A 26,488-nucleotide genomic window follows, 5' to 3' on the forward strand; every position below is an offset into this window, starting at 1 on the left:
TCCACGTTTTTATCATGCTAATTAGATCTTGCTTGCTAGCAAATGTGCATATCGTTTTATATCGATATTTCCACCACTTAAGATAATTCCGATACGTTGCCCTTTCAATTGTTCCCGCATTGCTTTTGCCGCGGCAAATCCTAAACAACCGGTAGGCTCGACAATGATTTTCATTCGCTCTGCCAAAAAGTACATAGCATCAATTAATTGATCATCTGACGCAGTAAGAATGTCTTTGACAAGGTGGCGAATGATAGCAAAAGTATGTTGCCCTAAGTGCTGTGTTTGAGCACCATCTGCAATTGTTTTTGGGGTATCTATATGGACTATTTCACCTTTTTTAAAAGATTGCTGACCATCATTACCGGCTGCTGGTTCGACACCAAAAACCTGACATTTAGGGGATAAATGAGCAGCGGCCAGTGCAGAGCCAGACAATAAACCACCACCACCGAGAGGTATAAACAGAGCATCCAACTCGCTGATTTCTTCCAGCAGCTCTTTAGCAGCAGTGCCTTGACCAGCAATGATATGTGGATGATCAAAAGGTGGGATGAGTGTCATGCCGTGTTTTTCCGCTAATTGCCGACCGATTTCTTCGCGATCTTCAGTATATCTATCATAAAAAATGACTTTACCACCATAGCCCTTGGTTGCTGTTATCTTAGCCTGGGGAGCATCGTGTGGCATGACAATGGTGGCAGAAATATTCAGTAATTTAGCTGCCAACGCAATTGCTTGTGCATGGTTGCCTGATGAAAAAGCAATAACCCCTGTTTTTTTCTGCTCATCACTAAACTGGCATAGTGCATTCATGGCTCCGCGGAATTTGAATGCTCCCATTTTTTGATAGTTTTCACACTTGAAATAAACTTGAGCGTCAAAGAGTTCATTGACAGTTGTTGATGTGAATACAGGAGTTTTATTGATATAGGGTTTAATACGAGAATGAGCTTCATGGATATGATTATAATCGGGAATAAACTTCATTACTTTAGCCTCCTTCGCTTAGTAAAATATCTTATTGATTTTATTGTATACCTTGATAATAAGAGGTCAGTATAATCACAATTTTGTGGTTAATAATGGGATGACTGTATCATTATGGTATATCAGAATTTATATATTCCAGAGGGAGCCAGCCTGCTTCTCCTGATTCTTTATGTGCCCAATACCAACCATTTAATACTCGATCCAGATACAGATATTCTCCCGCTTTTACTGTTAACTCGTAAGCCGTGTAGTTTTCCTTACATATTGCTTTATCAGGATAAATGAGATCCAGAATTTGTTGAGGAACCCAGCCACTGATATTTAAAGAGTTTGTCGTCCAAATCCAGTAAGGATACTCAATATCGCTATGGCTGATCGAAACAATATCTCCAGCTTGTAATTTGATCGGATTTGGATAAGCGCTAACATAATCATGAATTACAGTACCTTTCTTCATTATTTTTACTCCTCATTGAGTAATTATGATCGGAAGATGCGATCTGATTTCTTTATTGGTAGTGAATTTTTTTAATAAAATAATGTAGACATCCTTCGATGATTACACTACCAATATTGTTGTTGTAATACTGATTTGTAGTCATTCAGACATAGCAATATCTGACAGGCACTCCCGCAACAGTAACAAAACTTCATTACTGTGCCCAGTGCGTTGCATCATAATGATGGCACCTTCGATGAGTAAGGCAAATTTTTGCGCCAGACGTTTTCCGTTAAGTTCTGAGGGTAGAGAAGATGCAATGACCTGTTCCATTTGCTTTTTATGCTCCTGAATAAGGGGAATAATTTGTGGTTGTTCCTTCCCTATTTCGATGACTGTATTGATGAATGCACAACCTCTGAATTCATTAGAGTTGAACCATTCAGCTAACGTTTCTGTCAGAGCTTCAATTGGTGAGTTATAACGGTTTATGTTGGCTTGGAGGGATTCTTTAAGCCACTGAATCCACAGTTCATGGCGATATTCAAGAAAGGCCAGTATCAGGTCATTTTTGGATGGAAAGTGACGGTAGAACGTTACTTTCGTTACCTCAGATTCCTTAATGATGCGGTCAATTCCTGTAGCTCGTATACCATCACGATAAAACAACATATGGGCTGTTTTTAGTATGCGCTCACGAGCCTTGGATGCTTTTTTAATCATAATCTCTCCCTATGCAATGATTATTTTTGTAGACAGTTCAGTCTACTTAATTTACTTTATGTAGACAGATCTGTCTATATATAATAAGGAGACATTATGGAAATCAGACAACCTGTACCTCCATTTACATTTGAAACTGCTGAACTGAAAGTCCGTCTGGCAGAAGACGCTTGGAACACCAGGAACCCAGAGAAGGTCTCATTAGTGTATACAAAAGATACATTGTGGCGTAACCGAACTGAATTTGTAGAAGGGCGTGAAGCAGTTGTCGATTTTTTGACACGCAAATGGAATAGAGAGATTGATTACCGTCTTATCAAAGAGTTATGGGCATTTGATACAAATCGCATTGCTGTACGTTTTGTCTATGAATGGCATGATGACTCAGATAATTGGTTCCGTAGTTTCGGCAATGAAAACTGGGAGTTTAATGGACAGGGTTTAATGACACGCCGTTTCGCATGTATCAATGATATGCCAATCAAGGAAACGGAAAGGTTTTTTTACTGGCCATTGGGGCGTCGCCCTGATGAACATAATGGGCTAAGTGAATATGGTTTATAAACTAATAAAAATTGTTTGTGCGAGGTAAGAAATTATCAGAATGTCGTACCTCAATAGGGACTGAGCAAGAAAGAGTGAAATGATAGTATTTTCTCGGTCACGGGAAAATACTACATTGAGGAAACCATAAATATCCTCACGCGGTGCCTTAAGCTATACATAATTTTAAATTCGTTCAGTGATTAATTTTTTACTTATATGTGCAGGGATAAATTACATCACCCCTGAGAGGGCTCTTAATTGGATACCTATCACATAAATATTATTTAATTATTGACTTTTGCATTGTTTTACTTCATTGATTAATTTCATTAGCCTAATTTAACAATGAGAATGTAGTGAAGAAACTAAGGTGTAAGGTTGGTTGTAGTTTGTTTGTTATCTTTTAATACAATGGAAAATGATATACAGAAGGTTCTATTTTTATGACGAATACTAAAAGATTGCTTTTATCAGTTTCTCTTTTAAGCGCTTTATTTCTCGGTGGCTGTGCTAGCATACCTCTTGCTACTGAACAAGAATCAGCAAAAGCTAAAAGCTTCTCTACTCCAGAGAAGGGTAAATCTGGTTTATATATCTACCGCGACAGCTTTGTTGGTAAGGCTCTAAAAAAAGACATTCATGTTGATGGGAAGTGTATCGGAGAAACAGCAGATAAAACTTTTTTCTACACACAAGTATTAGGTGACCGAGAACATAAAATATCCACTGAATCTGAGTTTTCCCCTAATGATCTACTCATTTTTACTGAATCTGGAAAAAATTACTTCATAAGGCAATATATAAAAATGGGAGTTTTTGTTGGTGGCGCTGATTTGAGTGTGTCAACAGAGGAAGAAGGTAAAAGGGTAATATCTAAGGCAGACGTTCATCTTGCCAAAGAAGGGCGTTGTGATAATTGATCTTCACTACCGAATGGATCTTGCGATTAAATAATAGACAAATAAAAGGAGCAAGGCTTAATCAAGCAAGGATGCTATCTCTGTAGTTTTTTAACATTCCTTATTGATGCTAAAAAGCAGGATCGGTTTTATTGTTACCCGCAAAATCTGCTCTGAAGAAGATAACAAAAAGATAGATACGAAAAAATGGTCACGTATTCAATCTGTTGATGGTGGTATATAATTCCCCTTTTTTCGGAGAAATTAAATGGCGATGATTGAAGTAAAATGTCTATTTTGCCAACGAACAGAATTCGTCAAAAAGCACGGTAAAGGCGATGTGGGGCATCAACGCTACGCTATCGTTGTTTATCCTGCAAACGAACCTTTCAACTTGAGTACACCTATCGCGCATGCCAGGCAGGAATTAAAGAACACGTCGTTGATCTTGCTATGAACAACTCAGGTATTCGTGACACTGCCCGTGCATTACATATCAGTATTAATGCTGTAATACGTGTTTTAAAAAACTCAAACCGCGATGGGTAACAAGACTTCCCTTGGAGAATGTCAACTTCACAGATGAGCTGAATTTCCATCTGTTCCAGCGGTAATGTGGTTACACATCGTGGGGACAATTTTTTAAAGTGCGAACGACGGCATTAATACTGATATGCAGTGCCCGTGCAGTGTCACGGATGCCGGCATTATTCATTGCAAGATCCACAACTTGTTCTTTTATGCCCGCCCGGCAAGCACGATAAGCATATTCAAGCTGAAAAGTACGGCGACAAGACAGGCAACGATAACGCTGACGTTCATCTTGACCTGTACCATGTTTTCTGACCGATTCAGTTTGTTGACAAAATCGACATTTCACTTCTACCGTTGCCATCTTATTTCCTGAAAAAGTGAGGAGTCTACATGAGAAACAATAAATTGAATATGTGACCGAAAAAAGCGATCTAGCTCGCAAACTGGAATCAGCCAATTCACCGACACGAATGGCGATATCCACTTTGCGCTCAATCAGATTGATATATGTTTCTGAAGAAATCAATGATACAAAAATCATCAATTCTTCAGAAGTTGCTTTCATTCATGCTGTTCCTGCAAAAGACCATCGATATTCTGAATATTTTTGTTATTAAAACATGCTTTCATCTGCATATTAAAAGATAGAAGCTGCCAGTTGTACCTGACAGCTTGATTTAGGGAGAAAGACAGAAGATTATTCCAACCAGCCTTTTTCTTTTGCTGCTTCCAATTGTGGCAGCAGGTATTTCCATAGTTCAGGATAACTTTCGGACACAAAGTGGAGCAGGTTGTAAACTTGCTCGAAGCGAATATTATTCTCAACCCAGCTCTGTCCTTCGTTATGTAGGTTCATAAATACCGGCATAATTCTATCGAGGGTTTTAGCAAAACGCGCTTCCGGTGTGATGGCGTCTTCGTATTCGTGCCACAGTTCCAGAAAATATTTTCCTTGGGTTTCCGGTAGTAAGCCAAAAATACGGTGAGCCGCTTTCACTTCATGTTCGTGAATGGCTTCACGGGCTGCCAGATCGAACGCGATAACATCACCCGCATCGATCTCAACAATGTCATGGATCAAAGCCATTTGTACGACGCGGCTAATGTCCACATCTCCGGCATAAGGAGCAAAACCAAGCACAGCAATAGCAAAATGCCAGCTATGTTCAGCGGAGTTTTCATGGCGCGTATTATTCAATAACTTTGTTTTGCGATGGACATATTTTAATTGATCTAGTTCCATGATAAACGCAATGACATCGGTGAAAGGGCCGAAATCAACAGGAGGTACAGCTAATGACATACAAAAACCTCAATAATTATTTTTCTTCGTTTAGGGAATAAGGCAATGTTTGAATGGTAAGAACACTACCTTCATCATCACGGATACGAAATACACTTTCTGCTTCCATATCATTATTCATGACAACTTGTACCCAGATTGAACCATCAGCCAGTTTGACCGCTGCTAATACTGAACCTGTCCGACGCCATTTATCGCCCAACTGCCATTCCAAATCATCGCCAACGGCAGGCAGGGAAGAGGCATTACCAGCCAGCCAGTACATGGCTCGCTTGTTTGCCCCACGATATTTGGCTCTGGCTACCATTTCCTGACCGGTATAACAGCCTTTTTTAAAGCTGATGCTGTTTTCGATGGCCTGAAGGTTAGTTGCTTGTGGAATAAATTGTACGCTGCTGGCTACGTCAATCACTGGGGTTCCTGCTTCAATCTCCAGCGCCAGCCATTGCTGGCTATCATTTAACTGAGATTGGAACTCTTCGACTAGCGTTTCAGTTATTTTGGCGGCGGTTGTTTTGTCCGTGATGATAAGAAAACGTTCAGCGGGAAGCGCCAGATGGAGAAGGGTTGTGGTTTCATGTTGGATAACAGGAGATTCGGTATTGGGCAGGGTTGGGAAGAGGGCTGACAACGCTTCCCGATTTCCTGTGCCGGCGACACCGAGCAAGATACTTTCTTCATCTTTGGCAAACGTCACTTTGGAAAACACGGCATACTTTTTCAATTCGGTTAATTGTGTTTCCAACAATGAGCGGCGTTCAATATAGGCAAAACCTTCACCACGCTGAAACAGTAGTAAGTTACTCCACATCTTACCCTTGGCATCACAATGGGCAGTTAACACATGCTGGTTATCATTCAGGGAAGTAAGATCGGCTGTAATCTGACCTTGCAGATACTTTTTCGTATCAGCGCCAATGGCTGTCACTATTCCCCAATCATTAAGGGAAATTAAAGTCAGTGGTAGTGTTGCAGATGGGGATGGATATTGTGCAGAAAACGGAATTTGGTAAGTCATAACAGCTCCTGCCAGTAAACTAACAAAGAAATAACGCTAATGGTAAAAGAGAAGCGGTTTAATGCAAAGGAGTTATTCTGTTATTTATAGATAAGACACGTGTTGTCAATCTGTTGCGATATGCTTCGCATCTTGTCGATATATCTAGTAATTTCACCGATGCGGATGATGAAAAATAGGCCAGAATCGTTGATAATCTTATTGCCGTCTTAATGGCACGAATGAAAATGATAAAGAGGCCTTTTAAACATGGATATTGATAATAAAGCACGTATTCACTGGGCATGTCGTCGTGGAATGCGTGAACTGGATATTTCTATCATGCCATTTTTTGAATATGAATATGATTCATTGAGTGATGATGACAAACGAATTTTCGTTCGTTTGCTGGAGTGCCCAGATCCCGACCTTTTCAATTGGCTCATGAATCATGGACGACCTGAAGATGATGAGCTGTTTCATATGGTGAAATTGATCCAGAACAGAAACCAAGCTCGTGGTCCTGTGGAACAATAAATTAAGGGAATCTCGCCATACTCGCCTGTTTTCCACGGGTGCGCATGGTGCAGTCGCAATTGCTGCTTTGTTGGCACTCTGGCCGATTAACAGTGCTAGTTTTTGGCTTCCATTTTTCTGGTTTCCACTGTTTGCCATTATTATAAGCAGTTGGGCATGGAGCCAGAAAAATATCCGGCAGTGTCAGGGCAGGTTGGTACTGTTCAAAGGCAACAAAGTACATTGGCAAAAAGCTGCCTGGAGCATTGCTCAGCCACCGTGGCTCCATCGCTATGGAATGGTTGTTATGCTCCATGCATTTAATCGGGCAGACAATATATGCTACCAACCGCCAATTCGATTATGGGTAGCATCAGATAGTATGTCGCCCGCTGCCTGGCGTCATTTGAATCAGTTGATGCGCCAATACCCTGGACAGTGACAGTGACAGTGACGACGGCTAAAACAATGCTTCCATTTCAGCTAATATTTGCATGCACCATTCGCTTAAACGTTCGTCTGTTTGTTCGAATTGGTTCACATCGTCCAGTGCCAGTCCGACAAAATGTTTACCATCTTCGGATAGCGGTTTTGGGCTGGTAAATTCATAACCGTCTGTTGGCCAAAACCCTATAAACTGTACACCTGTTGGTAGCAGATGGTGATACAGCATTCCCAATGCATCTAGAAACCACTCGCCATAATCGATCTGATCGCCCATTCCATACATAGCAATGATTTTTCCTGCCAGATCTAACGAGGAAAGTTGATCCCAAATAGCCAGCCAATCCTCCTGTAATTCGCCGAAATCCCAAGTAGGGATTCCGAGGATCAGAACAGAATATTCCTCCATCAAGCGGGGATCACAATCCTTGACATCATGTAGGTCGATCAGATCTTCACCGAGTATATCGCGTATTTTTTCTGCTACCATTTCTGTATAGCAGGTACTGGAGCCGTAAAAGAGACCAATTTTCATCATTAATTATCAGGGAATTTCGAATATCAAGATCGGTATTGTAACAGAATAATTGCTTTTTCAGGCATAATGGCCGATTGGAAGGCGTAGATAGCTAGACAGAAAGGAGGAGTTGTGCCAAAAAAACACCACCTATCAGATAACCATTCATTGGAAGATAATGGAATTAAACAGCATCCAACGGAACCACATCCATCGGTCAATCCTCTGATAGAGCAATTTCTTGATACCATCTGGTTGGAAAAAGATCTGGCTGAAAATACTTTGACTTCTTATCGACTTGATTTACAAGCTTTGAACAATTGGTTGGTACATTATGGTCATGATTTACTTTCAGTGCAGTCGATAGAATTACAATCATTTTTGGCTGAGCGAGTGGATGGCGGCTATAAAGCCAGTAGCTCAGCACGATTGCTGAGCGCAATGCGGCGGTTGTTTCAGTATCTATATCGTGAAAGAATGCGGCAAGATGATCCAACAGCATTGTTATCTGCGCCTAAATTACCTAAACGTTTGCCTAAGGACTTAAGTGAAAAACAAATTGAAAATTTGCTTAACACCCCTTTGGTTGACCAACCAATCGAATTGCGGGATAAGGCCATGCTGGAAGTGCTTTATGCTTGCGGATTGCGAGTTTCAGAACTGGTTGGCTTGACCTTATCTGATGTGAGCTTACGTCAGGGAGTGGTCAGAATTGTGGGTAAGGGAGATAAGGAAAGATTAGTTCCTTTGGGAGAAGAGGCTGTTTATTGGTTGGAAAAATATCTGGAATATGGACGTCCGTGGTTATTGAATGGTTCTGTATCTGATGTATTTTTCCCCAGTAAGCGGGGAACGCAGATGACACGCCAGACGTTCTGGCATCGGATCAAACACTATGCCGTATTGGCAGGCATTGATGTTGAACGCTTGTCACCCCATGTCTTGCGCCATGCTTTTGCAACACATCTACTCAATCATGGTGCAGATTTACGTGTTGTGCAGATGTTATTAGGTCATAGTGACCTCTCCACAACTCAAATTTACACTCATGTAGCAACCGAACGTCTTAAAGTGCTGCATCAACAACATCATCCCCGCGGGTAGTTGCGGAGTCGGTGAAAATAAAGGAACAAATAATGAAGAAGATCGCGTTTTGCTTTTCATTACTGTTGACTGCTGTTGTCAGCAATGCCTTTGCTGATGAGAGCACTATCAATAACATCCTGTCTAAAATGGGAATTAAGGCAGAAAGCATCACCCCATCACCCCTGCCAGGTGTGAGTTCAATTTTAACTGAACATGGCATTATTTACATATCTGATGATGGTAATTACCTGTTACAAGGCTCACTTTATGATATTAGTGGAAAAATACCCAAAAATATCGGCAACCAGGTTCTGGTTAAAAAACTGGAAGCTTTGAAAAAGCAAATGATTATTTACAAAGCACCAAAAGAAAAACATGTTGTTACTGTTTTTACTGATATTACCTGTGGTTATTGCCGTAAATTGCATGAAAATATGCAAGAATACAACGAGTTGGGGATTACTGTCCGTTACCTGGCGTTTCCTCGTCATGGCTTGCAACATCAATCAGCTAAAGATATGCAATCTATTTGGTGCAGTGCGACACCGAACAAATCTCTGAACGCTGTTTTTAAAGGCGAAAAAGTCTCTCCAATTCAGGAATGCAAGGCAGATATCGCGAAACAATATCAGCTAGGCTTGCAGTTTGGCGTCCAGGGCACACCGGCGATTGTTCTAAAAGATGGCAGTGTACTCGGTGGTTATTTGTCACCGAAAGATTTGCTAGCTGAGTTGGAACATTATGGTGAATAATCAAAATCGACCTATCCCATTTAGCAAATACAAGTTAGTGAATAAAAAACTGTGAGTAGAGAAACACAACTCCGCCGCCGACCGGTGGCGGATTTTGACCATCTTCCCAACGATATTCATCCATTATTGCGCCGTTTATACGCTATGCGTGGCATACGTCAAGCCAATGAATTGGAGCGTAGTGCAAAGGGACTTCTCAATTACCAATCCCTCAATGGCATTGAACAGGCAGTTGCCTTGCTGGTCACTGCATTACATGAACATTGGCACATCGTGATTGTTGGCGATTTTGATGCTGATGGGGCAACCAGTACCGCATTGGGCATCCGTGCCTTGCGTGCAATGGGATATCGTAACCTTGACTACCTTGTTCCAAACCGTTTTGAAGATGGCTATGGATTAAGCATTCAGGTAGTTGATGAAGTTGTTAAAAGAAGCGCAGATCTGATTATCACCGTGGATAATGGGATCTCATCTCATGATGGTGTAGCCGCGGCACATCAACATGGCATCAAGGTGATCGTCACTGATCACCATTTACCAGGCGAAACACTGCCAGCCGCAGACGCCATTATCAACCCTAATTTGGCTGACTGCACCTTTTCTTCTAAGGCGTTGGCAGGGGTTGGTGTTGCATTTTATCTGATGTCTGCACTCAGGGCTGAATTACGCAAATTGGCATGGTTTGAGCAACAAGGCATCCCATTACCCAATTTGGCGGAGCTGCTGGATCTAGTGGCATTGGGTACAGTGGCTGACGTGGTTCCCCTCGATACTAATAACCGCATTCTGGTATATCAAGGACTCAATCGCATTCGGGCAGGGCGTTGCTGTGCGGGAATACGGGCGCTGCTCGAAATTTCCAAACGGGAATCGACAAAATTGGCAGCCAGTGATTTGGGATTTGCGTTGGGGCCACGATTAAATGCAGCCGGACGTCTGGATGATATGTCCGTTGGAGTCGCATTATTGCTGGCCGATGACATGGCGCAAGCTCGTCAGATTGCTTGCGAGCTGGATGGTCTGAACCAAACCCGTCGGGAAATCGAACAAGGTATGCAGCAAGAGGCCTTGCAGATTTGCAATAAAATCGAGCGAACCCATACCCAGCTACCTTACGGATTAGCAATTTATCATCCCGAATGGCATCAGGGGGTTGTGGGTATTTTGGCATCACGTATTAAAGAGCGTTTTCACCGTCCGGTCATTGCTTTTGCTCCGGCAGGCGATGGCACTTTGAAAGGTTCAGGACGTTCCGTAAATGGTTTACATATGCGAGATGCACTTGAACGTCTTGATACTCTGCACCCAGGGTTGATGTTGAAGTTTGGTGGTCATGCGATGGCTGCGGGATTGTCGATTGAACAAGACAAATTTGACCTCTTTCAGCGCTATTTTTCCGAGCTGGTAGCAGATTGGATGGATATAGCCCAACTTGAAGGGGTGATCTGGAGTGACGGTGAATTAGCATTGGAAGAATTATCGCTGGAAGTTGCTGAAATTCTGCGTGATGGTGGCCCGTGGGGGCAGGCATTTGCAGAACCGGTCTTTGACGGCAAATTCAAACTACTGCAACAACGCCTTGTGGGTGAAAAGCACCTGAAAGTTATGCTTGAACCATTAAATGGTGGGCCAATGTTAGATGGCATCGCATTTAATATTGATGTCAGTCGTTGGCCAGATAATAGTATCAAAATGGTAGAATTGGCTTATAAACTGGATATTAACGAATTTCGTGGTAATCGTGATGTTCAGCTTTTGATCCAGCATATTTGGCCCTATTGAATGAACTTAGATTTTCGATCTGCATTTAAAAGATGAAGGCTATAAACCCCCTGATAGATCCGTTACAATACGCGGTTCGAAAATATCCATGCGACCATCGTTTATTCATAATACACAACGTATAAGACACAAAATATGTTTGAAATTAATCCGGTAAAAAATCATATTCAGGACCTGTCTGAGCGGACAGCAGTTCTGAGGGGGTATCTTTGACTATGATGCCAAGAAAGAACGTTTAGAAGAAGTCAATGCTGAACTCGAACAGCCTGATGTCTGGAATGAACCGGAACGGGCACAGGCGTTAGGTAAAGAGCGTTCATCGCTTGAAAGCATCGTAGAAACCATTGATCAGCTGACTCAGGGATTGGAAGATGTGAACGGCCTGCTGGAGTTGGCCGTTGAAGCTGATGACGAAGAAACCTTCAATGAAGCAGTCGCTGAGTTGGAACAGCTGGAAGAGAAGCTAAGCCAACTTGAATTTCGTCGCATGTTTTCTGGCCAATATGACAGCGCAAACTGCTATCTGGATCTTCAGGCGGGATCTGGTGGTACAGAAGCACAGGATTGGGCCAGCATGTTGATGCGTATGTACCTGCGTTGGGCAGAATCCAAAGGCTTTAAGACAGAGATTATTGAAGAGTCTGATGGTGACGTTGCTGGTTTGAAATCTGCCACTATCAAGATCATAGGTGAATATGCTTACGGTTGGTTGCGTACAGAAACGGGCGTTCATCGCTTGGTACGTAAAAGTCCTTTTGATTCAGGTGGTCGTCGTCACACATCATTCAGCTCTGCCTTTATCTACCCAGAAGTGGATGATGATATTGATATCGAAATCAATCCGGCTGATTTACGCATTGATGTATACCGTGCCTCTGGTGCTGGTGGTCAGCACGTTAACAAAACCGAATCTGCAGTACGTATCACCCACGTACCGACGGGTATTGTAACCCAATGCCAGACAGATCGTTCTCAGCATAAAAACAAAGACCAGGCGATGAAACAGTTGAAAGCGAAACTGTACGAACTGGAAATGCAGAAGAAGAATGCAGATAAACAAGCAATGGAAGATAACAAATCGGACATCGGTTGGGGCAGTCAGATTCGCTCTTACGTTTTGGATGATTCCCGGATTAAAGATTTGCGTACTGGTGTAGAAACCCGCAATACACAATCTGTGCTGGATGGGGATCTGGACAAATTCATTGAAGCAAGCTTAAAAGCTGGCCTATGAGGAACTAAAATGTCACAACAACAACAGGGAGCTGAACAGGCTCCTGATTTGAATAACGAACTGAAAACGCGCCGTGAAAAACTGGCTGCTCTACGCAGCAACGGCATTGCTTTCCCAAATGATTTTCGTCGCGAAAACATTTCCGTAGATCTGCATACCAAATACGATGACAAGACTAAGGAAGAATTAGAAGAGCTTGACATCGAAGTGACCGTCGCTGGTCGTATGATGACACGTCGTATCATGGGTAAGGCCTCTTTTGCAACCTTGCAAGACATGGGTGGTCGCATTCAGATTTACGTTTCCCGTGATGACCTGCCGGAAGGTATTTACAACACTCAGTTCAAGAAATGGGATTTGGGTGACATTTTAGGTGCACGCGGTAAGCTGTTCAAAACTCAAACGGGTGAACTTTCTATCCATTGTACTGAGTTGCGCTTGCTGACTAAGGCATTGCGTCCACTGCCGGATAAATTCCATGGTTTGGCGGATCAGGAAACTCGCTATCGTCAGCGTTATTTGGATCTGATCTCGAATGATGAATCACGCAAGGCATTCCAGATCCGTTCCCACGTTATGTCGGCATTACGCAGCTTCATGATCCAAAAAGGCTTTATGGAAGTTGAAACGCCAATGATGCAGGCGATCCCAGGTGGTGCAAGTGCGCGTCCATTCATTACGCACCATAACGCGTTGGATATCGACATGTACTTGCGCATTGCGCCAGAACTGTATCTGAAACGTTTGGTAGTCGGTGGTTTTGAGCGTGTTTTTGAAATCAACCGCAACTTCCGTAATGAAGGTGTTTCTCCGCGCCACAATCCAGAGTTCACTATGATGGAACTCTACATGGCTTATGCGGATTACCAGGATCTAATCGTACTGACCGAAGAACTGTTCCGTACTTTGACTCAAGAAGTACTGGGTACAACATTGGTGAAATACGGCGAACAGGAATTCGATTTTGGTCAGCCTTTTACCAAGATGACCATGAAAGAAGCGATCTGCAAATATCGTCCAGAAACCAACATGGCGGATCTGGATGATATGGACAAAGCGGTTGCTATCGCGAAATCCTTGGGTATTGATGTTGAAAAGGGCTGGGGCTTAGGCCGTGTGCAGTGTGAAATCTTTGAAGAAACCGCTGAAAGCCACCTGATTCAGCCGACATTCATTACAGAATATCCGGCAGAAGTTTCTCCGCTGGCACGCCGTAACGATGACAACCCATTCATTACTGATCGCTTTGAATTCTTCATCGGTGGCCGTGAAATTGGTAACGGCTTCTCGGAGCTGAACGATGCGGAAGATCAGGCAGAACGCTTTGCAGAGCAGGTTCGCCAGAAAGATCAGGGTGATGACGAAGCGATGTTCTACGATGAAGACTACATTACTGCGTTGGAGCACGGCTTGCCGCCAACAGCAGGCTTAGGTATTGGTATCGACCGTATGGTGATGTTGTTCACTGACAGCCATACGATCCGTGACGTTATCCTGTTCCCGGCAATGCGTCCGCATACGCATAAATAATCATTTTTTGATTAAAACCAGCTAAACGCTCTGTCCGGTTAATCGGACAGAGCGTTTTTTACATACATCAAAAAAGCTTAAACAACTGACTGAAATATAGACAAATATTAACGATATACTACTTGCTGAGATTCAGTAAGAGGTATATATTTAACGCCATCACTTCGTTGATGCGAGTGTAGTTCAATGGTAGAACGAGAGCTTCCCAAGCTCTATACGAGGGTTCGATTCCCTTCACTCGCTCCAAGTCAACACTTCCTACCGTCTACAAAAGTCTACTAAGCCTAGTAAAATCAAGCAGTACATACTGATATCAATCTCTCTTAGTCTAGTGTTGTCTTCATAAATCTATGCGGAATTGTGTATAGGACATCCTTGCAAATACGTGATGGATGACGGACAACTGTTCGGGTTTCAGATGAGTGACTCAGTGTATGCGTTAATTGCTCATCAACGGGCTTTAAACTCCAGGGTTGTGCAGGCTGCATACACCGCGACAAATCTAATCGTACTTATTTTAACCTACATTTAAGATACAAGGGCAGTGAATACGGATTTTCATCAGGACTCTTTGACGCCGAATATATGCTTGCGACTACTTTTGTCAGAAAAAATTATTCACTAACTTGATCTTGGGAGGTGTCCATATATGTTTTAAAAAACTTAAACCGCGATACATAACGACACTCCCGTTGGATAATGTCGAAGTATTACCTGAAAATAGACACCTCGTCGGGAAAAGTTTCATTATAGCAATGTATCGAACGTGAAAATCTTACCCTACGTAATCGAATTAAGCGATTGAACCGAAAAACACTGGGCTACTCAAAATCCATTGAAATGCACGACAAAGTTATCAGTACTTTTATCGAAAGAGAATACTACATTTAAGGTAGTTTAACAGATTGAGTACGTGACACATTGTTTCAGTATATATTGAAATAAATTCTGCACTCTTATTTGCGCAATTCTATAAACAACAATTTCGTACAATATTTAACATTTAGGCAGAGGTATCGTTAATGTAAATTTAACTTAAGCGAATTATGAGATGATATTTAACACTGATAACTTTTGGATTCGAAACCCAGAACTTGTTTCAATCTCGACTCTTAGACCTGAAGGAACAAGCAATCAATTTGCAGCGAAATATCTGACCAACTTAATTGGGAAACCCTTAGATATACTTCTTTTTGACACTATCGATCTCGCTTCTGAGTATGTAGAAAATCATGAATCATGTACTTTTCTAGTCGTCAATACATATCAACGAGTAGATAACTTTTACATGAACAAAAATACCTTTCTACTTGAGTCGTTTTTCTATTTGTCTCTCGCTTATTATCTTAGTTGTAAAATTTCCCTCGCGTTAGAGAAAAAGATAGATGAGCAACAAACCATAAAAATCATTAAGCAAACTGGAAATATGAAGTTAATAGGATGAACAATTTAATTGATATGGTTTTAGTGACAGGATCTCCTTATCTACGCAGTTCAGAGTTGAGCCCTGATGAGCAGCTTATGCGCATCGTTACCCTTAGTGATTTTTTCATTGATGTTCACCTTGTGACTAACGTTGAGTTTGCTGTGTTCATTGAGCTGGGGGGGCTATAGAAGTAAGACATATTGGTCAGAAGAAGGTTTTCAGTTTATCCGAGATAATGGCATTTCAGAACCTTTATATTGGCATGATTCTATTTGGAACCAACCAAAGCAAAGTAACCGGCATTGCTTTATTAATGGTTCTGGAGAAGTAACTAATTTTTAGGAGGTAGAAGTTTATGACTCAATTAATTGCAATGGCAGTTTTTGCCCTTGTAACTTCTATATCACCAGGACCTGTAAACATAATAGCGACAATTACCGGAGCCAATTGCGGATATATTCGAACTATCCCACATATAACCGGTGCTACAATTGGTTTTGTATCTATTCTATTTTTACTAGGCTTTGGATTAGCTCAAGTTATAAATGAGGTGCCATATCTAACCGAAATGCTTACCTATATAGGAGGCAGTTTCTTGTTATACTTGGCATATAAAGTTGCTATGCAAAACCCAATGATCGGTGATGATAGTGAACTAGAGACCAGTGCTCCATCCCTTATACAAGGAATAATGTGCCAATGGCTTAACCCGAAAGCATGGATTGTATCTTTAGCAGGCATATCCGTTTTTAGTAGTCACGATGCAGAGATTAATGCTCTACTACTTTTTTGTGCGATTTTTTTTATTGTCTGTTATGCATCAATTTCAGCATGGGCTATTTTGGGAATAACGATTAGGACAGTTTTGGACACACCTAAACATTATAAGCTTTTCAATCTCACTATGGGGCTATTGTTAGCAATTACGGTCGTATATACTTTTTTTATGTCAAATTAAGGTCTGTTGATGTTTTGTGGTCATAATTCACTCAATCTACATCGGTAACCAGATAATAATAAATGCCAGTGCCAACATACTGGCATAAATCCGTTCAAGTTTGTCGTATCTTGTCGCTATTGCACGAAAATATTTAACTCTGGCGAATGTATTTTTCACCAAATGACGATAATGATATAAACATTTATCAATCTGTTTATCCGATTTTCGGCTATTTTTTCGGTAGGGTATAATTGGCGTTGCTCCTTGTTGTTTAATATGATTTCTGAAAGTCCGACTATCGTATCCTTTGTTAGCTATCACAAAATCCGAAAGGGGGGATTGTTCGACTAAACTTTCAGTGTGAACAATGTGATGTACTTGTCCCCCAGACAGTTCAAAATAAACAGGCAAGCCATAACTATCGACTACCAAATGGATTTTGGTTAACGTCCTCCACAACTATTTTCAAGAGCCTCATCTTCATCTGAAGCTGCTCCTGCACTATGCAGGTGAGCTCGAACGATACTTCCGTCAATAAACAACCATTCCCTATCAGAAAATCCAGATAATCAATTGAAAATAAGCGATAAAATACCTTTCTTTGACCAGACATTAAAACGCTGAAAGATGCTATTCCATTTGCCGAATTCTGGCGGTAAATCGCGCTAAGGAATGCTCGTTCTAATTCGATAAAGAATGCCTTCAAAGGTTAAGCGGTGTTCAGGTTTGTGATAAATCCAACTTGTGTGTTGCATTAACGTGGATAGCTTATTCTAATGGAGATTTGTTAACATGGTTCAACAATCCCTAGAAGGGTATGAGCACAGATGACCAAGCAAAAATTCTATCGTTCGAGCACAGTACCTATTGAACTGCGCTCTTCTAAAAACTCGAAAGCCTGTTACGGGAAACACATTCATGAAGAATTTTCCATTGGAGCTGTAGATTGCGGTCATAGTGATTATTTCAATAGTAATATTGAACTTAGAATACAAAAGGGTTCTCTTGTCATAGTTAACCCTCTAGAGGTTCATTCATGCAACCCAGTACCAGATACAAATTGGAGCTACAAAATGCTGCATGTATGTCCCAAATGGTTAGGCTATGTGCAATCGATGGTTGTAGGTAAAAGAATAACGAATTTTATCCCGTTCTCAATTAATCATACCAATGCTCCAGAACTTTATGTACAGTTTCAAGAGTTAGCCAACACAATCATTCTTGATAAAGACAAAATGAAAACGGAAGAGGAGAGCATATCTTTTTTTTCCAATCTGTTTTCACAGTCTAATTCCATACCTTTAGAGAAAGTTGTACCAAAAAGTAATGTATCTAAGGCGTATGAATATATTTGTGAAAATTTTCGAAGTAATATATCAGTAAAGGATATTGCTGTTCACTCTCAATTGAGTGAGTATCATATTATTCACGCCTTTCAAAAGGCATATGGTATTACTCCACATGCTATGCAAATCGCAATGCGCATTAATGAAGCAAAAGTACTTTTGAAGCAGGGAATGAATATAGCGTCTGTAGCAACTGAGTTAGGTTTTTATGACCAAAGCCACTTTCATAGGAACTTCAAGAAATTGGTTGCTGCGACTCCTGCGGAGTATAAAAAAATATAGGTCACGTATTCAATCCATTGAAAAGTCTTAAATGTAGTATTCTCTTTCGATATAGAAATGCGTTGACGTTGTCCTCCTGAAAGAGTGCGACTAATACTCCAATCATTGATTGAATCATACCCCTGCGGAAATGAGCCAATTTCATCGTCAATTGCAGCATAATTGGCACATTCAGCCATACGTTCCACATCTGGTGATTCTGAGAATTCAGTGATATTTTTCTGTAGGATTCCGGCTAATAACTTGTCATCTTGCCTGCTGTAATTCTCTGACTTTCCAATATATTGATTGATACTATGACACTATCAAATGGCGCTACAATACGCGACTTCATCATCGCAGATGCATTAATCCTCTGCTGTTGCAGAGTGACTTTCTGTTGTTGTATCCAGGGATAGATTGTTTTTCTTGTGCTTCTGGCCGAGTCAACTCATCCACTAATTGAAGCTGCTTCCCTTGTGCTCGTGCTATGTTAATTCGATACATGTTCAGTTGAGCAATGGAATTATAATATTTTTTTAGCGCTCGATTAAAATATGTTCTCAAATATATAGTTATTAACACCTTAAAAAATAAAAGATTGTTAAGTATTTTTTGTTATACAGGAGAAAATTAATTAATTTGTTCCCTCCATATCATAAATGCCGTACTATCAGTGTCAAAAATAAAATTATAATCATCTGGGGAGAAATTAATGCCGCCCTCTATGAAGGCGGATTTTTACTAATAATTTATCGGTCTGAATTCGAAACTATATATGGTTCTATTAATAGCAGCTTGGTTAATTCCTTGGACGAAGGCTTACTTTTTTCTCCTTTAGGTACCACAAAAAACTCACCTTGCTTTATTATTACGTGATCATTTTTAAAATCTATACGAAGTTCACCTTCAATAACCATAAACACTTTGTCTTCATCTTCATGTGTGTGCCATATAAAATCACCCTCAGCGAGCAATATGATTATCTTATATTCTTTTGTTTGAGCTATCACCTTCGGTGACCATATTTCTTCTATTAAATCAAATTCTTGTTTTATATTGTTGACTTTTCTCAATGCTGCAATATGACTCATGTTATATCCTTTTCCTTTAACCAGTTTTGGGCTTAAATTTTTAATGCTTACCCATTTTATGGAATTATAGTCTTTTCGTTTTTTATAGTGATGTGATAGATGCCTCCTTTTTCAGTTACAAACGTAAAACTGAGATTTCTATTTCCAGACCACACGCTCAATGACAACGGGCTGCGGAATGTAACGTGACAGCACTGACTGATACTCTTCCTGCAACGCTTAGTTTCCGGCCATGGAATGGCAAGAATGTGCTGATAGCAACTGTTCAACTGGCGATAGTCGACGTGTGAAATTCGCTGCTGATTCCAGTAAATTGAAATATTACCTATCTCTCTTCTTGACCGTTCGAAACGCTCAGCTACGCCAAGAGAACGTAATAAAGCCGGTGAGGCGGCGTTCATTGATAATGCTTTCGAGTACGTTGAGCGAGAAGATCTTTTTTCGACCACCACCACATCAATTCCACTTTTATTCAGACTGCACGTCAGCAGCAGTCCGACAGGACCCACACCTACAATTAATACCTGATAATGGCTTTTCAGTGCGGCTCCTTATACCTAGCGAATCGCTTCACGATTAATAACTCCCAGCCGCACCACAAAAAGTAGCCAGCTAATTAACAGTAATAATCCGCCGCCCACCACCGTTACCCGGACATTAGTGGTATCAAGGAAGCCACCCAATAACATGACCATCAGCGTGGCCAGTGCCTGAATGGAACTGATAGAACCCATGATTTCGCCCTGCTCATTCTCCGGCGCAAGATTTGAAATGCTGCTTATCAGACCGGTCAATGCAAATCCCATGGAGGTTACGAAAATGGTAATTAATATATGCAGGTAAATAACATTGTTAACCATTGAAATTGCCATTACGGCAAGTGATGACACCACAAGTGAATATCGCACCATATTTTCAGGTTTAGCGACTTTGGCAACGTGTCTTACCACTAGATACTGGAATAATGCATAGGTTGCTCCCATTGACGCGAGGAAAGAACCAATCTGAAACGAACTGAAACTGTAAATATCCAGCAGATAAGCGGGTAGGAAAGACTCAAACAGCCACCAACCAGCAACAAAAACCGTCCAAATAGCAAATGCCATTCTCAACTCAGCATGGCTGTAGGCTTTCGCGATTTGCACCAGACCGGAAAAGACATTTATTTTTTCCGGGGTATGCTTTTCCAGGGTATCGGGGAACGCAACCAAAGTGTAAATAAATAACAGAGTAAAGATGGCAGCCATAATAACAAACGGCGTCATATATCCGCTCAATTGCCCCAGAGAGAAATTGGTTAGCCAGCCTCCGGTCGGCGGCCCTATTACCCAGGCCAAACCCAGTGCAGTCTGAATCATGGTGAGATTTTTAGTTTTATTGCCCGGCGCGCTGATATCAGCCATGCTTGCCTGTGCAATCGCCACGTTACCCGCCATCATCCCAGCCAGCAAACGGCTAAACAGCAGTAACCCCGCAGATTCTTCAACAACGGCACAGGCACTGGCGGAAAAGGCTATTGCAGTACCCGCCACAGTAATTAGCATCATTTTTCTGCGGCCATAAATATCCGACATTTTGCCCAGTATGGAGGCACCAAAAAACTGGCCAAGAGGATAGATTGCAAGAAAAATCCCCAACATAATCACCTTTTCTTGATGATCCCAGCCATCCGGAAATAGTGAAGCAGCATCGGAAATCATCATATGTGGGAATATCGCCACCACCATTCCCAAACCGATAAAATCAAGTAGCGCAACCAATACCAGATACCAAATAAGTCCCGATTTTTCTCTCATTTTTGTATTCCTAAAATTTACTAATTCAATGCAGATGACTGAACAATTTTGCTGCCATCTGTTGTTCAATCAAACTTAGATATCCTTTGTCAATTGCACTAAAATTGATTATCCGAATTTAATTGACGTTTGCTCACAATCATATTTTGGATGAAATTAATAATGCACCAGCGGGAGCATTCGCGCAGAAATTTACGATTTCATTTTGTTGGGTTAGCAATGCCATGTTTTCATTATCAAAGCTCACATAGTGATAAGGTAATCGAGAATGAATTTTGAGTGGTTATTATCATAACTTCTATTATTGTAAAAGAATTACGATGCATATAGACTGAGATTAGGGATTAAAATCATAAAACTGTAATTTCTTGTTCAAATGCTCCTTTATCTCTGAGTTTAATTTCATAACAAACTCTATGATATAATATATAAAGGATCTTGTTGGATTTTTCATTATATAAAATATATCATATCCCATAATAATTAAACCGCTCGTATACGGTATTAATAAAACATATCCCTCAATTTCTTTCAGTTATTAAATGATGGATAAAATTTAATCACAAATTAAATGATTTTAAATTAATTTATTTAACGTTATGAGGAGCATAAAAAATTAGAAAAATAACAAACCAAATAACTTACGAGCACTAATAGGCTGTGAGACGTTCTAATTTTACGAATTACTATAGTTTTTCCGGAATTTAGTGCATCAGAGAAAGATGGCACTGTTTGCAATTGAAAAAAGGAGGTTATTCATAATATCAGTTTAACTTGCTACCAATATGGAACATCTTGGCACGTACGGTTTTGCGATAATCGCTAGGAGAAACGCTGATGAGTCGTTTGAACTGACGATTGAAGTGCGCAATATCCTGATAGCCAACCAGCACAGCTATTTCCTGGATGCTGAGGTTGGTCGATTGCAACATATTGATTGCCGCTTCAATTTTGACATTTAATAAATATTGCAACGGGGAAAGGTCAGTGGCGTTTTTAAAGCGACGGTTAAAGTTGCGCAAACTCATTCCAGCCATATCTGCCAGCTTTTGCATAGGCAAATCGGTTGTGCAATTCTCTTTTATCCAGGCTTGTATTTGAACAATATCTTCGTCTGGGTGGGGATTATTTTTGTCACGATAGCACTGACGCTCAAAGTTGTTGCGAATTTCATGGAAAAAAGTACGTTGTGTATGATTGGCAACCCGCTTTCCGTAGACAGTTTCAATAAAATGAACGGTAAGATCGGAAAGCGCTTTAACACTGGCGGCACAAAAAATCGTGTCTGATTGGGTAATGAAATACTTGGTTTTTAAATTAACGTTCGGATAGTCGTGAGCAAACTGTTCGAAATAATGCCAGTGGGTGGTAGCGGGTTTTCCATCAAGCAGATGGGCCTCAGCAAGGAAGCAGCAACCGGTACCAACAGCGGCGATATGCCTTCCTTTCGCAGCTTGAGCCACCAGCCACTCAGTGAGAGCCAAGTGCTTTCTGACAATGGGACGTGGATTCCGCCACAATGCGGGGAGGTAAATGATGTCATAGTCTGCGTCATCTTCGAGCGTGCTATCGGCAATAAGGCTAAAGCCGCTATGGGTGGCTATAGGATTTTTATTAATCCCAAGTGTTCTGATTGTAAGGAGCTCGTCAGGTTTACTCAATTTAAAAGTATATTTCCCTTGCTGATCCAGACCTTTTTTTTGCTCTGCTAAGTAACTGTTTGCTGCTGATTTCCACATTTCGATCGGTAAGCTGAGGCCGGAACTCAGCATGTGTTCACACAATATAAACCCTATCTTTGTATTTATCATTTTCCAATCAATGCCTGATTTATAATTAGATTATAAATATCTAAATTGTCTTGGCCAAAAAATTTAGTTTTTTGGCCGGATTTGCATATTAACTTTTGCTAACGATTTGTAAACTATTATCTTTAAATTATCTAAAGTAAGTGATGAATATTTATTTCACAGAAAGACTAGGGAGCACTATGTCTAAGTTACCTGTCATAACTGCATTTGGTGGCTATGGTCCAGCTGGCCGGAGTTCTTCATACCATGCGTTTCGTCGCATGGTGATAGATTCTCTGCATGAGGAACAGCAGCAAGAGACGATATTATCATTAGCCTTGTTGATGGGATTACTTAAATATGATCATAATGGTTATTATTATCTCCATGAGGAAAGACTATCGGCCGCGCAGGCCGCCGCAGAGATAAAAGAGGCAGCGCTAGAAGGTTCGTTAATCAGAAAGATTACCCAAGACTATTTTGATGTTGATGCAATAGCCAGCCATGCCAAATTATCGATGGTGGCAAATGCAGGTGCGTTTAGTTTTGATATATCCACGCGGCAAATACCCAATCCTTTACCACAAGGTTGGTCAGTGACACCGTTAACGGACGATCGGATACGTATCACCGTGCAAGGTGAAATGGATTGTAAAATTGACGCCACGTTACGTACGGAAGCGCAGGCCGCGGGGCAGTTACCGCAAGGATTTCGTCCTGGAGATCATTACAGTTCACAGTTTCACCCGCGGGCACTGCAAATGGCAATCGTAGGGGCTTCCGACGCGATTAATTCCCTTGGGATCCCATGGGATGAAATACGGACGCAGGTTGCGCCCGATCAACTGGGCGTTTATTCCGGCAACATTATAGGGCAACTCGATGATCAGGGATTTGGTGGCATGCTTCAATCCCGTCTGAAAGGTGGTCGGGTTAGTGCAAAACAGTGCCCATTAGGTTTAAACAGCATGTGTGCTGACTTCTTAAATGCCTATGTTTTGGGAAGCGTGGGGCACACTAGTGCAACATTGGGAGCCTGCGCCACGTTTCTCTATAACCTGAATGCCGCTGTGGAAGATATCAAGGCTGGCCGGATCCGAGTAGCCATTGTTGGGAGCGCTGAAGCGCCAATTCTACCGGAAGTCATTGAAGGCTTTGATGCAATGGGGGCATTGGCAACAGAGAGCAAACTCAAGCGTATTGATGAAAGCGACGTAGCTGATTGGCGCAACAGCAGCAGACCATTTGGCAATAGCTGTGGCTTTGTAATAGCAGAATCCAGTCAATACATTGTGTTGATGGACGATGAGCTGGCAGTGCAAATGGGGGCTGAGATCCACGGTTCAGTGAGTGATGTGTTCATCAACGCAGATGGATATAAACGTTCAATTGCATCTCCAGGGCCAGGGAACTACATCACAATGGCGAAGGCAGTTGCGTCCGCGGTCACGATGGTGGGTTTAGAGAGCGTGCAAAAAGCTTCATTTATTCAAGCCCATGGTTCAAGTACGCCAAAGAACTGCGTCACCGAAGCGGACATTTTTAACCGCGTTGCTGAGGCATTTTCCATCAGTGAATGGCCTGTCACTGCCGTTAAATCTTATTTGGGTCATTCATTGGGGTCTGCCAGTGGCGATCAGTTAATAAGCTGTCTTGGCACCTTTAAATACGGTATTTTGCCGGGAATCAAAAGCGTATCCCAGATTTCGTCACAAGTGAATGATGCCCGCTTATTGATTCCGACCCAAGATCTGTCGCTACCTCAAGAGCAAGCGCAAGTGGCGTTTATTAATTCCAAAGGGTTCGGTGGTAATAACGCTACAGGAGTGGTTTATTCCCCACAACTGACGGCACAATGGTTGTGCAAACGGCATGGCGAGCAGGCTTTTGCCGATTACCAGCAGCGAAATCAACAAGTCAAAGAAAGGATGACTGCCTATGATACGGCAGCATCACGTGGGGAATTGAACGTTATTTATAAGTTTGGGCCGCATAACGTGAATGGAGATGAGATTAAGATTGATATGAATGGCATAACAATGCCAGGATTCGAACAACCAATTCATTATTCTAAAACAAAACAATTTATAGATTTCTAATAAACGGCTATTGCCGATGGTCAGGACAGCATCCTTTATACGGTTAACGTGCGCGATGCAGCGGATCGACCCGTTGCTAACAGCAAAGTGCAGTGGTCAGCGGATAACGGGCAAATTTTGGATAAGTAAAGCCAGACTAATAGCCAGGGAGAAGCGACAGCCCGGTTAGTCAGCCGAACCGCAGGGATGGCAACAACGAAAGCAGATGTGTCAGGAAAACCCCCTATTCCCCTTCGGTGACTTTTAAACGTTTGCTGAAACCTGCTATCACGGTGGACAAAGTCAGGGACAAACACAGGTTAAGCTGAGTAGTGCGTTGACCGATGAGCATCAGGTGCAGATCCGGCTTGGCGATGTGTTGATGTCAGCGTCTATGATCACAGAGGATATTGTTGCCGTTGATAGTCAGGGGGGTAATGCCAACCAAAAATCGTTTGGCATCAGAGTGCCTTCGATATTCTGGCGTGGCGCAAAATTTCGTCTTATCACGGCAGGCAATACAGGTAGGGTAAGCTGGCAGATATCGATCGATTAATGGGGAGTTTTTAGCAGGTTATTCGCCCTCACTAATAAAAAAGTTAATTAAATATAAATATTGGTTATTATGACAAAAAGAAATATTTTATTTGTATATGTAACATATTAATAATTAAAATCACCCATGGTGACGACATAATCAAACAAATTTAACGGTATAATAAAAAACTTATTTAATAAAAAATATTACACCGCAATAAAATCTTTGGATTATATTTCATATTGGTGAGGGTGTGTTTAATATCACATTTCAATGTAATTGAGAATTCTCATTTCATTTGCAAAATAAAATTAAAGCAGAAGAAAAGACAAATGCTAAAAACAATGCATTTATTATGCAACCAATTGTTTTTTATGGAAATATAGTGGAATAAAATATGGTTACCACGCTAAGTATTTTAAAATTCTGTTAATTGGTTATTTTTCAGGTGAAAATTTAAGAGTAAAATCACATTTTTAACGATAAATAATATATCATTGAGTTTTCGATCGCTTTCTCACTACCAGCATAATGTATAAAAATACGCTTTACTGTCATTAATCAATGGAATAAAAACAGCTATGTTTAAAAACAATAAAGGGCATGATATGAGAAAAATGGATAATCTGGAGTTTAGAGTATTACAACTTCTCAGGAAAAATCCTTTTCTCGCCCAAAAAGAAATCGCTGATATTATTGGTGTTAGCCGTTCAAGCGTCGCAGGATATATCCTTAACCTACAAAAAAAAGGGCATATAAAAGGAAAAGGATACATTTTTTCCAGTGGAAATTATGCCGTAACGGTGGGGGCTTCCAACATAGATATTAACACGGTGTATAAACACAAATAGATCATGTATCATACCGACATGAAGAAAGATACTCGACAACTCTCACCTGAGATACAGCAATATAACCGAC

At 41.2% G+C, this 26,488-nt stretch carries 26 protein-coding genes, 1 tRNA gene and 4 pseudogenes; 19 read left to right on the forward strand and 12 right to left on the reverse strand.

Annotation, left to right across the window (positions count from 1 at the left end; translation table 11 throughout):
- Positions 1-21 precede the first annotated feature (21 nt).
- From Xentx_RS14555 to Xentx_RS14565, 3 genes are all read right to left on the reverse strand, one after another.
- A complete protein-coding gene (locus Xentx_RS14555) occupies positions 22-990 on the reverse strand; it encodes a threo-3-hydroxy-L-aspartate ammonia-lyase (protein WP_074021005.1) in 969 nt (322 codons plus the stop codon).
- Between the two features lie 112 nt (positions 991-1,102).
- Entirely contained in the window at positions 1,103-1,450 is a 348-nt protein-coding gene (locus Xentx_RS14560; RefSeq protein WP_074021007.1) for an SH3 domain-containing protein, read from the reverse strand.
- A gap of 141 nt (positions 1,451-1,591) precedes the next feature.
- Positions 1,592-2,155 carry a TetR/AcrR family transcriptional regulator gene (locus Xentx_RS14565; RefSeq protein WP_074021008.1) on the reverse strand — a complete coding sequence of 188 codons (564 nt, stop codon included), beginning with the start codon at positions 2,153-2,155 and terminating at the stop codon, positions 1,592-1,594.
- Between the two features lie 96 nt (positions 2,156-2,251).
- Here Xentx_RS14565 and Xentx_RS14570 point away from each other — a divergent pair, with 96 nt between their 5' ends.
- From Xentx_RS14570 to Xentx_RS19615, 3 genes and pseudogenes are all read left to right on the forward strand, one after another.
- Positions 2,252-2,719, forward strand: a complete 468-nt coding sequence (locus Xentx_RS14570; RefSeq protein WP_074021010.1) for a nuclear transport factor 2 family protein — start codon at positions 2,252-2,254, stop codon at positions 2,717-2,719.
- A gap of 425 nt (positions 2,720-3,144) precedes the next feature.
- The gene (locus Xentx_RS14575) at positions 3,145-3,621 is read left to right on the forward strand and encodes a DUF2846 domain-containing protein (protein WP_074021011.1); all 477 of its coding nucleotides are present in this window, start codon (positions 3,145-3,147) and stop codon (positions 3,619-3,621) included.
- Between the two features lie 247 nt (positions 3,622-3,868).
- A pseudogene (locus tag Xentx_RS19615) lies at positions 3,869-4,172 on the forward strand (IS1-like element transposase); the annotation flags it as partial.
- Here Xentx_RS19615 and Xentx_RS14585 read toward each other — a convergent pair.
- The 3 genes and pseudogenes from Xentx_RS14585 to ygfZ form a co-directional block, all read right to left on the reverse strand.
- Positions 4,170-4,495 (reverse strand): annotated as a pseudogene (locus tag Xentx_RS14585) (IS1-like element transposase); the annotation flags it as partial. The pseudogenes Xentx_RS19615 and Xentx_RS14585 overlap by 3 nt on opposite strands.
- A gap of 336 nt (positions 4,496-4,831) precedes the next feature.
- Positions 4,832-5,437: an HD domain-containing protein gene (locus tag Xentx_RS14590; protein ID WP_074021013.1), complete on the reverse strand. Its 606-nt coding sequence runs from the start codon at positions 5,435-5,437 to the stop codon at positions 4,832-4,834.
- A 16-nt stretch (positions 5,438-5,453) separates the two neighbouring features.
- The gene (gene ygfZ / locus Xentx_RS14595; RefSeq protein WP_074021015.1) at positions 5,454-6,455 is read right to left on the reverse strand and encodes a tRNA-modifying protein YgfZ; all 1,002 of its coding nucleotides are present in this window, start codon (positions 6,453-6,455) and stop codon (positions 5,454-5,456) included.
- Between the two features lie 249 nt (positions 6,456-6,704).
- On the opposite strand from ygfZ, the gene sdhE reads away from it, so the two are divergent.
- Together sdhE and Xentx_RS14605 are read left to right on the forward strand one after the other, a co-directional pair.
- A complete protein-coding gene (gene sdhE, locus Xentx_RS14600; RefSeq protein ID WP_074021017.1) occupies positions 6,705-6,971 on the forward strand; it encodes an FAD assembly factor SdhE in 267 nt (88 codons plus the stop codon).
- Positions 6,952-7,392 carry a protein YgfX gene (locus Xentx_RS14605; protein ID WP_074021018.1) on the forward strand — a complete coding sequence of 147 codons (441 nt, stop codon included), beginning with the start codon at positions 6,952-6,954 and terminating at the stop codon, positions 7,390-7,392. Before sdhE ends, Xentx_RS14605 begins: the two co-directional genes overlap by 20 nt.
- Before the next feature lie 18 nt (positions 7,393-7,410).
- On the opposite strand, the gene fldB is transcribed toward Xentx_RS14605, so the two are convergent.
- Positions 7,411-7,929 carry a flavodoxin FldB gene (gene fldB / locus Xentx_RS14610; protein ID WP_074021020.1) on the reverse strand — a complete coding sequence of 173 codons (519 nt, stop codon included), beginning with the start codon at positions 7,927-7,929 and terminating at the stop codon, positions 7,411-7,413.
- A gap of 165 nt (positions 7,930-8,094) precedes the next feature.
- Here fldB and xerD point away from each other — a divergent pair, with 165 nt between their 5' ends.
- The 9 genes and pseudogenes from xerD to Xentx_RS14655 all read left to right on the forward strand — a co-directional run bounded on the left by xerD (position 8,095) and on the right by Xentx_RS14655 (position 16,682).
- Positions 8,095-9,015, forward strand: a complete 921-nt coding sequence (gene xerD, locus Xentx_RS14615) for a site-specific tyrosine recombinase XerD (protein ID WP_074021047.1) — start codon at positions 8,095-8,097, stop codon at positions 9,013-9,015.
- Positions 9,016-9,047: 32 nt separating this feature from the next.
- Entirely contained in the window at positions 9,048-9,749 is a 702-nt protein-coding gene (gene dsbC, locus Xentx_RS14620) for a bifunctional protein-disulfide isomerase/oxidoreductase DsbC (RefSeq protein ID WP_074021022.1), read from the forward strand.
- 51 nt (positions 9,750-9,800) lie between these two features.
- Positions 9,801-11,534, forward strand: coding sequence for a single-stranded-DNA-specific exonuclease RecJ (gene recJ / locus Xentx_RS14625; protein ID WP_074021024.1), 1,734 nt, complete (start codon positions 9,801-9,803; stop codon positions 11,532-11,534).
- 135 nt (positions 11,535-11,669) lie between these two features.
- Positions 11,670-12,768 (forward strand): peptide chain release factor 2 gene (gene prfB / locus Xentx_RS14630; RefSeq protein ID WP_139292504.1). Its coding sequence is split into 2 segments (ribosomal slippage): positions 11,670-11,744 and positions 11,746-12,768, totalling 1,098 coding nucleotides; the frame shifts between segments, so codons are not numbered across the junction.
- Positions 12,769-12,777: 9 nt separating this feature from the next.
- Complete coding sequence (gene lysS / locus Xentx_RS14635) at positions 12,778-14,298, forward strand: lysine--tRNA ligase (protein WP_074021025.1); 1,521 nt, start codon at positions 12,778-12,780, stop codon at positions 14,296-14,298.
- 172 nt (positions 14,299-14,470) lie between these two features.
- Positions 14,471-14,544, forward strand: a tRNA-Gly gene (locus Xentx_RS14640).
- Positions 14,545-15,051: 507 nt separating this feature from the next.
- Positions 15,052-15,189, forward strand: a pseudogene (locus Xentx_RS14645) (IS1 family transposase); the annotation flags it as partial.
- A 549-nt stretch (positions 15,190-15,738) separates the two neighbouring features.
- Entirely contained in the window at positions 15,739-15,912 is a 174-nt protein-coding gene (locus tag Xentx_RS19200) for a hypothetical protein (RefSeq protein ID WP_167366761.1), read from the forward strand.
- 167 nt (positions 15,913-16,079) lie between these two features.
- Positions 16,080-16,682, forward strand: a complete 603-nt coding sequence (locus Xentx_RS14655) for a LysE family translocator (protein ID WP_074021028.1) — start codon at positions 16,080-16,082, stop codon at positions 16,680-16,682.
- Between the two features lie 36 nt (positions 16,683-16,718).
- Here the strand turns inward: Xentx_RS14655 and Xentx_RS14660 are convergent.
- Positions 16,719-17,419: pseudogene (locus Xentx_RS14660) on the reverse strand (IS5 family transposase).
- A gap of 72 nt (positions 17,420-17,491) precedes the next feature.
- Between Xentx_RS14660 and Xentx_RS14665 the strand changes: the two are divergent.
- Entirely contained in the window at positions 17,492-18,292 is an 801-nt protein-coding gene (locus Xentx_RS14665; RefSeq protein WP_074021029.1) for an AraC family transcriptional regulator, read from the forward strand.
- Positions 18,293-19,023: 731 nt separating this feature from the next.
- Here Xentx_RS14665 and Xentx_RS14675 read toward each other — a convergent pair.
- The 4 genes from Xentx_RS14675 to Xentx_RS14690 form a co-directional block, all read right to left on the reverse strand.
- Entirely contained in the window at positions 19,024-19,365 is a 342-nt protein-coding gene (locus tag Xentx_RS14675) for a cupin domain-containing protein (protein ID WP_074021032.1), read from the reverse strand.
- Positions 19,366-19,421: 56 nt separating this feature from the next.
- A complete protein-coding gene (locus tag Xentx_RS20180; protein WP_074021034.1) occupies positions 19,422-19,874 on the reverse strand; it encodes an FAD-dependent oxidoreductase in 453 nt (150 codons plus the stop codon).
- Between the two features lie 48 nt (positions 19,875-19,922).
- Positions 19,923-21,161, reverse strand: a complete 1,239-nt coding sequence (locus tag Xentx_RS14685; RefSeq protein WP_074021035.1) for an MFS transporter — start codon at positions 21,159-21,161, stop codon at positions 19,923-19,925.
- A gap of 764 nt (positions 21,162-21,925) precedes the next feature.
- Positions 21,926-22,972, reverse strand: a complete 1,047-nt coding sequence (locus Xentx_RS14690; RefSeq protein WP_244149872.1) for a GlxA family transcriptional regulator — start codon at positions 22,970-22,972, stop codon at positions 21,926-21,928.
- A gap of 179 nt (positions 22,973-23,151) precedes the next feature.
- On the opposite strand from Xentx_RS14690, the gene Xentx_RS14695 reads away from it, so the two are divergent.
- The 4 genes from Xentx_RS14695 to Xentx_RS14705 all read left to right on the forward strand — a co-directional run bounded on the left by Xentx_RS14695 (position 23,152) and on the right by Xentx_RS14705 (position 26,418).
- Positions 23,152-25,050: a beta-ketoacyl synthase gene (locus Xentx_RS14695; RefSeq protein ID WP_074021038.1), complete on the forward strand. Its 1,899-nt coding sequence runs from the start codon at positions 23,152-23,154 to the stop codon at positions 25,048-25,050.
- Between the two features lie 48 nt (positions 25,051-25,098).
- Positions 25,099-25,179: an Ig-like domain-containing protein gene (locus tag Xentx_RS19205; protein WP_244149873.1), complete on the forward strand. Its 81-nt coding sequence runs from the start codon at positions 25,099-25,101 to the stop codon at positions 25,177-25,179.
- A 187-nt stretch (positions 25,180-25,366) separates the two neighbouring features.
- Positions 25,367-25,585 (forward strand): hypothetical protein, encoded by a 219-nt coding sequence (locus tag Xentx_RS14700; RefSeq protein ID WP_074021040.1) that lies wholly within the window; start codon positions 25,367-25,369, stop codon positions 25,583-25,585.
- 563 nt (positions 25,586-26,148) lie between these two features.
- Positions 26,149-26,418, forward strand: coding sequence for a winged helix-turn-helix transcriptional regulator (locus tag Xentx_RS14705; protein ID WP_074021041.1), 270 nt, complete (start codon positions 26,149-26,151; stop codon positions 26,416-26,418).
- Positions 26,419-26,488: the final 70 nt, after the last annotated feature.

Origin of the sequence: Xenorhabdus thuongxuanensis, assembly GCF_001908095.1 — a bacterium.
Lineage (GTDB): Bacteria > Pseudomonadota > Gammaproteobacteria > Enterobacterales > Enterobacteriaceae > Xenorhabdus > Xenorhabdus thuongxuanensis.